This window comes from Mariniphaga sediminis, assembly GCF_003573545.1.
In the GTDB taxonomy this organism is placed as follows: Bacteria; Bacteroidota; Bacteroidia; order Bacteroidales; family Prolixibacteraceae; genus Mariniphaga; species Mariniphaga sediminis.
In genome coordinates this window covers 159,506-171,404 of the sequence record NZ_QWET01000009.1, presented here as the reverse complement: position 1 = coordinate 171,404, position 11,899 = coordinate 159,506, and the positions used below count along the sequence as shown (strand labels likewise).

At 40.4% G+C, this 11,899-nt stretch carries 8 protein-coding genes; 5 read left to right on the top strand and 3 right to left on the bottom strand.

All coding sequences use genetic code 11. The annotated features are described in order from the left end of the window. Positions 1 to 60: 60 nt before the first annotated feature. The 4 genes from D1164_RS13785 to D1164_RS13770 all read left to right on the top strand — a co-directional run bounded on the left by D1164_RS13785 (position 61) and on the right by D1164_RS13770 (position 6,175). Positions 61 to 2,457 (top strand): response regulator, encoded by a 2,397-nt coding sequence (locus D1164_RS13785; RefSeq protein ID WP_119350576.1) that lies wholly within the window; start codon positions 61 to 63, stop codon positions 2,455 to 2,457. 93 nt (positions 2,458 to 2,550) lie between these two features. Further along, entirely contained in the window at positions 2,551 to 3,897 is a 1,347-nt protein-coding gene (locus D1164_RS13780; RefSeq protein ID WP_119350575.1) for a sigma-54-dependent transcriptional regulator, read from the top strand. A gap of 205 nt (positions 3,898 to 4,102) precedes the next feature. Beyond that, the gene (locus tag D1164_RS13775; protein WP_119350574.1) at positions 4,103 to 5,065 is read left to right on the top strand and encodes a Cbp1 family collagen-binding glycoprotein adhesin; all 963 of its coding nucleotides are present in this window, start codon (positions 4,103 to 4,105) and stop codon (positions 5,063 to 5,065) included. Positions 5,066 to 5,212: 147 nt separating this feature from the next. Next, complete coding sequence (locus tag D1164_RS13770) at positions 5,213 to 6,175, top strand: DUF4382 domain-containing protein (RefSeq protein ID WP_119350573.1); 963 nt, start codon at positions 5,213 to 5,215, stop codon at positions 6,173 to 6,175. A 114-nt stretch (positions 6,176 to 6,289) separates the two neighbouring features. Here D1164_RS13770 and D1164_RS13765 read toward each other — a convergent pair whose 3' ends face one another. The 3 genes from D1164_RS13765 to D1164_RS13755 form a co-directional block, all read right to left on the bottom strand. Then, positions 6,290 to 6,706, bottom strand: coding sequence for a hypothetical protein (locus D1164_RS13765; RefSeq protein ID WP_119350572.1), 417 nt, complete (start codon positions 6,704 to 6,706; stop codon positions 6,290 to 6,292). A gap of 101 nt (positions 6,707 to 6,807) precedes the next feature. Further along, a complete protein-coding gene (locus D1164_RS13760; protein ID WP_119350571.1) occupies positions 6,808 to 7,455 on the bottom strand; it encodes a response regulator transcription factor in 648 nt (215 codons plus the stop codon). A 5-nt stretch (positions 7,456 to 7,460) separates the two neighbouring features. Then, positions 7,461 to 8,978, bottom strand: a complete 1,518-nt coding sequence (locus D1164_RS13755; protein WP_119350570.1) for a response regulator — start codon at positions 8,976 to 8,978, stop codon at positions 7,461 to 7,463. Positions 8,979 to 9,290: 312 nt separating this feature from the next. Between D1164_RS13755 and D1164_RS13750 the strand changes: the two genes are divergently transcribed. Continuing rightward, the gene (locus D1164_RS13750) at positions 9,291 to 11,738 is read left to right on the top strand and encodes a T9SS type A sorting domain-containing protein (protein ID WP_172594460.1); all 2,448 of its coding nucleotides are present in this window, start codon (positions 9,291 to 9,293) and stop codon (positions 11,736 to 11,738) included. Positions 11,739 to 11,899 lie beyond the last annotated feature (161 nt).

Here is an 11,899-nt window from a genome sequence, read left to right as displayed (position 1 = left end):
ACGTTTAAAAATAGCAAAACGACTGGTTTGGCTTATAACAAATTGTAAATCACTGACTCGATGGCAAAGTTTAGAATTGAATTCCAGATTACTCTTTTGGCTGTTGTAATTGCATCTGCAGTAGTTGCAACAGGTTATCTTGCTTATAAAAGCCTTTCTCAAATTGTTACTTCCGCCCAGCAGCAGGCCAGTCCCGATTACCAGTTGTTTTTGATAAAGGATATTGCTGCTGACCTGGCCACTGTGGAAAATGCAGTGCGGTTGTATGTTTTAACCGATAACAAAAAAAACCTGACACCGCACCGGGAAGCGAGCGAGGCCGTAGCAAAAAAACTGGAAAGCCTTAAAAAAAATACGTCGCCAGAGTACCAGTCGCTTGTGGATTCCTTTTATGTTTTATCCGTTGAAAAACTGGGAATCTGGCAGGAAGTGCTGAAACTGCATAATTCAGTACAGGGAATGGAACCTGTTTTTACGGAAATATACTCTAAACTGGAAGGAGAGGAAGCGGACACGGTTATTACTGAAACCCAAACCCGCGAGAAGGGTTTTTTGAAAGGTATTTTTGGACGGAAGAAAGTAGTTATTGATACAACAATTGTTGAGAAGAACATTGAAAGGGCAGAACTAAAAAACGAAATTCAAAACATTGAGTCCACTATAAAAGAGAAAGATACCCGAATTAATATTCTTGAGTCGAAGCTGATTGAACGAAACGGGGAAATTGGGAAAGAACTGAACCGGTTGATACTGTGGGGCGAAAACTTTGAAATGGAGAAACGTATTTCGAAAACCATGGAAGCCCACCATTTGGCGCAAATGACATATAAGTATCTGGCCATGTTTTCGGCAGCTGCTGTAGTGCTATTGCTGGCTGTCATTTTTCTCTTGTTTAATTATCAGAAAAAATCGAGGATTTACCAGCAAGCATTAAAAAGGGCGAAGCAGGAAGCGGAGAAACTGGCTCATGCAAAAGAACAGTTTGCAGCCAATGTGAGCCATGAAATGCGCACTCCGGTTAACGCAATATTTAGCTTATCAGAGCAATTGCACCAGCAGGTCTCTGATGATCAGGTAAAAAAGCAAATAACCATTTTATCTCATTCGGCAAGTCATTTGAAATCAATTATTAACGATACCCTCGACTTCTCTAAGATTCAGGCAAAAAAATTGTCTTTCGATTCCATTCATTTTTCTCCCCTGGCGGTTTTTGAAGAAGTGGCCAGCATTCAGGGCATTGAAGCACGAAAAAAGGGGATTTCGCTGCATTATTTCCAGGCGAACTCATTGCCTGAGGCGCTGGAAGGGGATCCGTTACGGTTGAAACAGATCCTGATTAACCTGGTGGGCAACGCCATTAAGTTTACCGAAAAAGGTGAAGTTGTGCTTAGCGTAAAGACCGAGAATAGTACCGGCAATAAAGTTCTATTGCATTTTCAGGTACAGGATTCAGGAATCGGCATTTCGGAAAAAAATCTTGAAATCATTTTCGATGAATTTGTTCAGGCTGAAAATGAAGGAGGCAAAAAATACAGCGGGACCGGTTTGGGGCTTGCCATTGTAAAAAAGCTGGTTGAAATGCAGGGGGGACACATTTCGGTTGAAAGCAAAACCGGAAAGGGAACTACCATGTTTGTTTCTATACCTTATCCCCTGGGCGATGCCGGAAAAATCGAGCATCGTGAGTTTGCAACACCGGATATTCCGGAGCATTTCCGTAGGTGTTCGGTATTGATTGCCGATGATGATGAGTTTAACCGGTTTGTTTTGATAAACATTTTGAAAAAATGGGGGACAAAATACGGGGAGGCAACGGATGGGGAAGAGGCCATTTCAGTGGCTTTGTCTAACCATTTCGATGTAATACTCATGGATATGCGGATGCCCCGAAAGACCGGGATTGACGCAGCTAAAGAAATTCTGGCTGAAAAACCAACATCAAAAATAATCGCCGTAACAGCTTCCGACCGGAAGGTAGATCAGCAGGCATGTTTAGAAGTCGGGATGTCTGGTTTTTTAATGAAGCCGTTTTCCGAAAAAGAGCTGTTTGATGCTGTGTCGCCTTTCCTGAATATTTCTCATTCCGAAGAGAACAAGCAAGTCAGCCAGAAAATAAAGCCTGATGATTTGGAACGGATTGCTAACGGAGATCCTGTTTTTTTAAGGGAAATGATCCTGCTTTTTATTAAAACTTCGAAAGACGGCCTGAATAATATTCAAGATGCTGTTGTGCAGAGAAACTGGGAGGCTGTTTCTGAAGCCGCACACAAAATGGCGGCACCGAGTAAGCACCTTCATGCTTTTGGGCTCTATGAAAAATTGAAAAGACTGGAAACTGAACCGCAAAATTCACCAAACCCTGAAATAATCGAAGAACTGTACCGTTCCGTGAAGAAAGAAACAGATGAGGTGGTGGCATCACTGAAACATTATTTGGATACACACAATGCCACATAAACCGGGTTTGGCGTTTTCTTTCGCTGAAAAAAAATATTTAACTTCCCCCTGTAATTAAAAAAGCAAAACAGGCTTGATTTTAAACCGGAAAAAATGGACGAGAAACCTTTCAGAATATTTGTAGTTGAAGACGATGAGTGGTACAACAGGCTTTTGGTTCATAACCTTTCCCTGAATCCTGATTACGATATAGAATCGTTTACCACCGGCAAAGATTGTCTCAACAGCCTGTACAAATCGCCCGATGTAATTACGCTTGATTACCGCCTTCCTGATATAAAAGGCCTTGAGATGCTGAAAAAGATTAAGGCGGAGAATGAGGATATTCAGGTTATTTTGATTTCAGAGCAAAGTGAAATTGAAGTAGTTGTGGAGTTGCTTAAGTTCGGAGCTTACGATTACATTGTAAAATCGGACGACATACGCGAACGCCTGCTGAACACCGTCCAGAATATCAGGAAAGGGGTGCGTTTAAAACGGGAGGTTATTTCGTTGCGCAGCGAGGTGAAGAAAAAGTACAGCTACCAAAAAACCATTGTAGGGAGCAGTCCGGCAACAAAAAAAATATTCAATCTTATAGAAAAAGCTACCCGAACAGGGATTACCGTTACTATTACCGGGGAAACAGGAACAGGAAAAGAGTTGGTAGCCAAAGCTATTCATTACAATTCGTCGCGTTCCGACAAACCTTTTGTGGCAGTGAATGTGGCAGCCATCCCACGCGATTTAATAGAAAGCGAACTTTTCGGATTTGAGAAGGGGGCTTTTACCGGAGCCAATGCAAGACGCATTGGTAAATTTGAAGAAGCCAACGGGGGAACTCTTTTTCTTGATGAAATAGCAGAAATGGATATAGCGCTCCAGGCTAAAATACTTCGGGCTCTTCAGGAGAAAGAAATTGTGCGGATAGGAAGTAACAATCCGGTAAAAACAGATTGCCGTATTGTTGTTGCCACGCATCAAAATCTTCAGGAGCTCGTTTTGAAAAAAGAGTTCAGGCAAGATCTTTATTATCGCCTTTACGGGTTGCACATTGAACTCCCGCCCCTGCGTGAAAGGGGAAACGACATTATTTCTCTGGCGAAACATTTTATCGGTGAATTTTGTGGGGAAAATGAACTGCCTCATAAAACATTGTCTAAGTCAGCAGTAGATAAGTTGCTGTTGTACAGCTTCCCGGGGAATGTACGGGAGTTGAAATCGGTGATGGAACTGGCAATCACCCTTGCTGATAACGACGAAATCAGCAGCGAAAATATTATCCTTGAAAACCAGGCCCTTTTGCCTGAAATTACCGATCAGGAAATGACACTCAGGGAATACAATATGCGAATTGTAAAAAGTTATCTTGATAAATACGGGAACAATGCTTCCCAGGTAGCGGAAAAACTCGGGATAGGAGTAGCTACTGTTTACCGGATGATGAAAAAAGCGGAATAAAATCATTCCTTTTTCAAACACACACTCTTTCTTATCATTTTGATAGTGAATTATCAAATAGATAAAGCTTGTGCAGGCTTTGTTCTTTTGTAATGGGCTGATTATTACTGGTATATTGGTCAGATTGAATTTTGGCACCCCGATTGAAATATCCACGGAAATGTTGGAGAAATGAATGTTAAATTAATTTTGGGAGGAATGAGCCATGAAAAAGGATTTTGAAGAAACAAAAAGTTCTAAAAAGTGGGAAAAATCAATCCTGAGAAATATTGTAACCGGGGCAATTATTTTACTTATTGTCATTACCGGTTTCATTATCATCTTAAACAAGGATGCAAAAATTAGCGATCTTCACATGGAGAAAACCAATTTAAGTTCGCTGATTGAAACAAGAGATTCTGTTATTAATGAACTCGACGGTACGTTGAGCGAAATCGAACAAAACCTTACGTTTATTAAGGAAAAACGGGGGCAGCTGGAACTTGAGCAAAGTGAAGGCAATCTCGATAAACAGGCAAGTATTATTGAAGACATTGCCCTGATGAACACGATGCTGGAAGAAAGTGAAAAGAAAATTGAAGAGTTGAATAAAAAGCTGTCTTCTTCTAATGTTGAAATTAAATCGTTCAGAAACAGAATTGCCAAACTTTCAACGGAGTTGAAGGAGCAAAATGAGGTAGTTGTTCAGCTTCAAAGAGAGTTGCAAGAGCGTGATTTGCATATTGCAGAAATGGATGTCCGGGTAGATCGCCTGGAGAATGATTTGAACGTGATGAATGATTCACTGAATGTAATGAACGATTCCATTGTGCGATCATCCGAAAAAATTAAACAAATGGATCACGAACTGAACAAGGCTTACTGGACGTTCGGTACATTTAAGGAATTGAAAGAACACGGTGTGATTACCCGCGAGGGAGGTATTCTTGGTATTCTGGGTGCCAATAAAACCCTGAAAGAAAATTTTAATGAAGACTACTTTACCGAACTTGATATCAGAAGTACTCAAACTATTCCGCTCTACACTAAAAAAGCGGAAGTTCTTTCGGAGCATTCCGACAGTTCCTATCGTTTAGTATATCAGGATAATCTGGTTGCCTACCTTGAAATTGAAGACCCGAATGAATTCTGGAAATTAACAAAATACGCTGTGATAGAAGTTAAATAATAAAGTCAGGGGGCCGTGGTGCTTGTTTTGAGAGGCCCCCGCAACTTTTAAATACAGGAAAAGTAAATTTCTTAATACCAACTATTAAATTGTTAACTCCCAAATACTTTTTAATAAGTAAATAGTTTTTAACCCTAAATTGGAAAAATGATGAAAAGGAAGAATTTTTTTGTTGTTGTAATCATCTTGTTTTCAGCGGTTCTTTTTGTTCAATGTTCTAAAGACGATTTAGACGGCAAAGAAAAAGGAATGCTCTCAGTTAAAATAACAGATGCCCCTTCAGACGATATGAATATTCAGGGAACGTTTGTTACAGTGTCGGATATTAAAATTGACGGGAAATCGGTGGAAGGCTTTACAAGTCAAACAATAGAGGTTTCGGCCTACCAGAATGGGAATGCCAAATTACTGGTAGATAATGAAGAAGTTGCTGCCAATACATACAACTCTGTTACCCTGGTTTTGGATCATGAAAACGATGCGTCGGGTGAATCGCCGGGTTGTTATGTTCTTACTGAAGACGGCACAAAGCACAATCTTTTCGCCGAAACAAGTACAGAAAGTGAGGTCACTGTTTCAAAAGAATTTGTGGTAGAGTCGGGGATGGAAACATCTTTGGTTATTGATTTCGATTTGCGGAAGGCTGTGGTTCGGATTCCTGAAAGTTCAGGTGAAAGCGAATACAAATTTGTAACTACCGCAGAACTTAAAAACTCGCTGAGAGTGGTCAATGAAGATGAATGTGGCGAGGTTTCGGGAAAGGTGGATTCGTTTAATGCCGAAAATCAAACCTACGTATTCATTTATAACAAGGGAGAATTTGAAACATCCGCCGAAAGTTCGGGTAGTGGTGAAAGCAACGTATTGTTTGCCAAAGCAGTTACCAGTTCTAAAGTAGGGAATGGCGGAGTATATAAACTCTCGTTTGTTGAAGAAGGTGACTATGAAGTTCATGTCGTCTCTTTTGAAAAGACAACGGATGAGAATAAATTTTCATTTAAAGGAATCCTCAACGCAAATAGTAAAATAGGCGGCTTACTTTTAAACGATGTTTCTGTTTCAGCTGATTCAACTGTTGAGCTGGACATTGAGATTTTAGGCCTGCTTTAATTCCCTGAAAACAATCCTCTCGGCAAACAAATGCAAATCAGTTTGGTTTTTATTACTTTCAAGTTGGATTTTGCTGAGGGATTCGATGCCCCGGGAGTTTTCCCGGGGTTTTTTTTATTCCGTATCCTTACTTTTTTTGCCCCAAAGCGAGACAATGATCAACCCGATTACGGCCATCATCAGGGTGAAAACAAGCACATCAACCACCAGGCCACTAAAATGAAGGAACATGGTGGTCATGGAGTAAAAAGACAAATTAATGTTTAGCGACAAAAGGAAACCCAAAATAGCGCCGGTTTTTAGTCCATCGGTTATTGCTTTAGCTCCCGACCATTTCAGAACAAGGGTTAGTAGCAATGCAATGGCCAGGTTGGAAGCGATAAGGGCCCACCAAATCATTTCTCCATCTGCCCTGTATATTGACTGGTCGTAATTGGCAGAAGAATAATCCATTAGTAAAATGCCATAAACAAGCCATCCGAGAAGAAAAAATGCGATACCGCCGAAAACTGTTCCTCTAAGAATTTTCATAATCGTAAACTTTAAAGTTAAACTACTTCAAGTTACGAATATTTTTTTATTGAAAGACTTAACTGGTTGTATTATAGTGCTATCATGCTCCTGGATGGGCGTCATTGTAGTTGTATCAACCCTTCCTTAATGGCATATTTTACCATATCCGCATTGCTTTTTAGTCCCAGTTTTTCAAAAATATGTTGCTTGTGGGTACCCACTGTTTTGACACTGATGAACAATTTTTCCGAAATTTCTCGTGTCGATTTGCCTTCGGCATAAAGTTTTAAAACTTCCAGTTCCCTTTCCGAAAGCTCAACCTGCCCTTCCGGGTTATCTTCTTCCGGTTCAAGGTATCCCTGTATAACCATTTCTGTAATATCGTCGCTCAGGTATTTTTTGCCTGAGACCACGGATTGAATGGCCTCTATGAGCTGCCGGTACGTGCAGTTTTTTAAAAGATAGCCATCTGCGCCAGCTTCGAGCACTCCTTTCACAAACTGACGGTCAGAATGCATGGATACAGCAATAACCTTTATTCCGGGATCTTCTTTTTTTATGATGCGGGTAGCTTCAATGCCATTCATTTGTGGCATGCCAATATCGATTAAGACCACGTCCGGTTTCAATTTTTTTGCCCGGTCGGTTGCCTCTTTTCCATCTTTTGCCTCGGCTATCACTTCTATGTCAGGAGCCGAAGAAATTAAGTTCACCAATCCTTCCCTGAATAATTGATGATCGTCTGCTATTAAAACCTTTGTTGTCATAATTTTTAGCCCTCACTCGTTGGTATAATCACAGTTGCATTTGTCCCTTCTCCCATAACCGACTTAATCTCAAGGCGTCCTTTTATGTTGTCAAGCCGTTCGTTAATACTCATCAGACCAAAACCTCCGTCCAGTTTGGCCTTTTTGTCCAGGTTCTTTTTAAAACCAATGCCATTGTCTCGTACTGAAATATAGTAATATTTTTTCTCTTTTTTTACCTCCAGCTCTACTGAATTGGCCTGTGCGTGTTTTAATACATTATTTAGTAACTCGGCAACAATTCGGTACAGGAAAATATTAAATTCCTTTCTGATACCAATTTTTTGATTTTCGCCGTGCAGAGTGGTCTGTATTTCATGTTTCATTTCTATCTGTTCCAGCTTCCATTTAAATGCCGGAATAAGCCCCAGCTCATATAAAATGGGCGGACTGAGGTCGTAGGTAAGCGTACGCGACTCAGAGATAGCATTGTTCAGTAGCTCAGATATTTCATTGATTGTTTTCTGTACCCTGGGAGGAAAATTTTCATTCATAATGGAAGAAAGCTTGATATATGCCAGCGACAGCGTCTGCCCGAGGCTGTCGTGCAGGTTTTCGGCAATTCTGCGGCGTTCTCTTTCTTCAACCAGTGTCAGTTCCGTGTTCAGGTACTTCAGCTTTTTTTGATAATTTTTAATTTGCTTTAAACTTTTCTTTAGCGCAATCTCTGCCTCTTTCCGTTTTGTAATATCGTAACACACTCCCCGAAAACCGTAAAACTTTCCTTTCTTATCAAAGGTGGAAAATCCACTTGCCGAGAGCCATATTGTTTCTCTTTTTATTTTTAATTCAATTTCACAATCGTTAAAACTTGATTGGTTGAGAAAACTTTCCTCAATAGTACTTTTTTTAGTTCTTCCAAAATGAAGCTGAAAAAGAGAGATATAACTTTTTTCACCGACAATACGATCGGGTTTTTCCCCCAGTATTTTTTCAATAACCGGGCTCACATAAGTAAAAATACCTTTTGAATCTACCTCCCAGTAAAATTCGAGCGCATGCTCTGAAATTTGCAGATACCTTTCTTCACTTTGCAGATATTTTGTGGTTTGATCTTTAATAAGAACTTCAAGGCTTTCGTTTCTTTTGCGTAGCAGGTCTTCTGCTTTCTTAATCCGCAAAACCACGTCGATTTGCGCGCGTAATTCATCCTGACTGAACGGCTTCGAAATAAAAGCATCAGCGCCGGCATTTAGCCCTTTAGTACGTTCAATGGGGTTTTGTCCCAGGGCAGAAATCATCAGGATAGGAATATGACACGTAGCTGTTTCTTTTTTCAGATATGCACAAACCTCGTATCCATTCATCTCGGGCATTAAAATATCGAGCAATATAATTTCAGGAATTTCAGTAACTGCCACTTCAATTCCTTCTTTCCCGGATGTGGCTTGTAAAAAAAGAAAATCAGGATAATACAGTTTGAAGATCTGATTTAACAGTACTAAATTTATCTCATTGTCGTCAATTGCCAGGATTTTCTTCATGTAATTCTCAGGTTGATTTAATATTTGTTGGATTTACTTTTTGAAAACATATTGAATATTAGCAAATTCAGTTAAGACAAATTTATCGTTTTTTTGTTAATGTTTTGTTTTTACTAAAGGAAAAAGTAAAATACAAGAATGGGTTTCCTAAGCTTTTTGTTAGTAATCAGTCACTTGATCTGACCCTCAATCAGCAAAATACTGACAAGGTTTCAGCATTTTCCACCCTGCTATTTCAGCAGTGCAACTGCGGCCCGGAATATTGGGATGCATTACTTTAGTATTGATTTACAAACCTTAATTCAGAATACGATGAAGTGGACGCTTCAGTTTGTCTTTCTCATTGCAATGGTGTGCAATGGGGAGGCGCAGGAATTCTATAAAGGCTCTGCCGCCCGGGGTGAACCGTTGATTAACATCGCGATTGATGAGGTAAACAAAACCTTTATTGCTCCGCCAGAGCGGCTTAGTCAGCTTAAATCGGCAAGCACCCCTGGTTCAACCATTAAAGTTACCTATGTCAATTTTCCGGAAGATGCCAAACGGGCTTTTGAATACGCCGTTTCTATCTGGAGGGAATTAATTATTTCCTCTGTGCCTATTCATGTGGAAGCTCACTGGGATTACATGAATGGAAATGTATTGGCAGAAGGACGCCCGTCTCTCTTTTTTAACAACTTTAGCGGGGCGCCTAATAGCAATATTTACTACCCGGTAGCTTTGGCAGAAAAACTCAGCGGCAAGGAAATGAATGCAGGAAGTCCTGACATTATTTGTCATTTTAACAACAAATATCAGTGGTATTTTGGAACCGACGGGAACACGCCGTCCACTCAGTACGATTTTGTTAGTTCTGTGTTACACGAAATTACTCATGGTCTGGGTTTTGCCGGGTTTTTGAAGGATACTGACGGAAAAGGTTTTTTTAATAATAATAACAATCTTCCAAGCATTTACGATCATTTTCTTTTTAATCAACAGAATCAACAAATTTCAGATAAATCGTTGTTTCAAAGTCCCTCTTATGAATTGCACAAACAACTTACTTCTGATAACCTCAAATTTTGTGAGCCCATAATTCCCAATCAGGAGCAGAGAACAATTGACTGGGTTTTTGCCCCTGCTGTTTGGAACGAAGGTTCCAGCATCTACCACTTGAAAGGGTACGATTACGGGGACGAAAACGGACTGATGACGCCTACTGCAAAAAAGGGTGAAGCAATCCATAATCCTGGCAAAATTGCGCTGTCTATTCTTTCCGAATTAGGGTGGGAATCAGTTACATTTGATTTTGACCAGTTGAAAGACAGGGAAGATGCACTGGCTGAGATACCTTTGAATATTGGGATAGTTTCCGATGCAGATGAAGACTTCTCTTCTGTCAAGTTGATTTATTCTACCGATGGTTTTGCTTCAACCAAATCTGTTTTATTGCAGCAAAATGAAACCTACCGGTTTGGAGGTAAGTTGCCGTTGGATTTCTTTGTTGGTAAGGTTGAGTATTATATAGAAGCTAAGACGATTGAAGACAGGACGTTCCGGCATCCGGCCGAAGCGCCTTCCAAGAAGTTTACTTTGCGCATTGGGCCGGACTACTATGTGCCCAACCTTTTCCATAATCCGTTAAAAGCAGTTGCCGGGTCGGTTTCCAAACTCGACTTGAGTGCTGAAGCTACGGATAACCTCGGTATAAAATCTGTTATGGTAGAGTATAAAATTAACGGCGTTTTACAAGAGCCGTTTGTTTTGTCCAATAGTGAAAAGGATTTATTCTCAGGTACCCTCGAGTTACCCAACGGAATAAAGGAAAATGATCGTTTGGAATACCGTATTACCGCAGAAGATAATTCTTCCAGGATGAATAAACGCTCCGTGCCGGCCATAGGATTTCAGCGTGTGGAAGTTTTCTCTTTCCATCAACCGCTCTCAGGGTATTCCACCGATTTTGAAAGGGGAGCAGACGATTTTATTTGCACTGATTTTAATATTTCCGGTGTCAACGGATTCTCAGGGAATGTGCTACATACACAAAGTCCATATCCTGTCTCGGCACTGGAGAATGAAAAATACAACCTGGTAGCACAGCTTAAATATCCGGTTATTATTCAGCAGGATGGTCAAATGTCTTTTGATGAGGTCGTTCTGATTGAGCCGGGAAGTCTCAGCGATACGGAGCTTTGGGATTACGTAGTTGTTGAGGCAAGCAGAGACGGTGGTACAAGTTGGCTGAATTTATCAGAACGGTATGACTCAAGAGTTGATGACACCTGGTATTCTGCCTTTACAAATAGTTTTTCAAACAACACATCCATTGCTACACCTCACGAGAGTATGTTTGTAAATCACACCATTAACCTTACCCAAAACACCGGATTGGAAGTGGGAGATACGGTACTTTTCCGTTTCAGACTGGCTTCCGATAAATCAGTAAATGGCTTTGGATGGACTATTGACAACCTTAAAATACAAGGGTTGCAAACGGGCAACGAAGAGCTTTTTGCCGAAGGCAGTTTCCAGGTTTATCCCAACCCTGTAAGCAGTCATCTTTTTGTAGAATGGTCGGGGCAGACCGATTCCTCACCTGTTGAAATTGTGGTGACTGATTTGTTTGGGAAAACCGTCCGTCGCGAGTCCGGCATTGACCCGTTCTATTCGTCGAAAACAAGAATAGACTTATCGGCAATGAGTCCGGGAATCTATATGGTGAACGTTAGTGACGGGATGCGCGTGTTGTCTACCAGTAAGATTATTAAAAATTGAAAGAAGAATGATTTTTCCAAAGGGAAGAATAAATGAATAATTACATTATTAATTTTTAAAAGAAAAAAATGGGAACTTTATTATTTGTACTTTTTGCTGCATCTTTTGCAGGTTTTGTCACTTCAACAGTGGTAATGTATAAATTACTCACATCCAAGAAA

What these genes read in the sequence shown, in the direction of transcription:
- D1164_RS13760 (WP_119350571.1), bottom strand. Translation starts at nt 7,455, where the DNA reads ATGACAACAAAGGTTTTAATAGCAGACGATCATCAATTATTCAGGGAA.
- D1164_RS13750 (WP_172594460.1), top strand. Translation starts at nt 9,291, where the DNA reads ATGAAGTGGACGCTTCAGTTTGTCTTTCTCATTGCAATGGTGTGCAAT.
- D1164_RS13755 (WP_119350570.1), bottom strand. Translation starts at nt 8,978, where the DNA reads ATGAAGAAAATCCTGGCAATTGACGACAATGAGATAAATTTAGTACTG.
- D1164_RS13775 (WP_119350574.1), top strand. Translation starts at nt 4,103, where the DNA reads ATGAAAAAGGATTTTGAAGAAACAAAAAGTTCTAAAAAGTGGGAAAAA.
- D1164_RS13780 (WP_119350575.1), top strand. Translation starts at nt 2,551, where the DNA reads ATGGACGAGAAACCTTTCAGAATATTTGTAGTTGAAGACGATGAGTGG.
- D1164_RS13770 (WP_119350573.1), top strand. Translation starts at nt 5,213, where the DNA reads ATGATGAAAAGGAAGAATTTTTTTGTTGTTGTAATCATCTTGTTTTCA.
- D1164_RS13785 (WP_119350576.1), top strand. Translation starts at nt 61, where the DNA reads ATGGCAAAGTTTAGAATTGAATTCCAGATTACTCTTTTGGCTGTTGTA.
- D1164_RS13765 (WP_119350572.1), bottom strand. Translation starts at nt 6,706, where the DNA reads ATGAAAATTCTTAGAGGAACAGTTTTCGGCGGTATCGCATTTTTTCTT.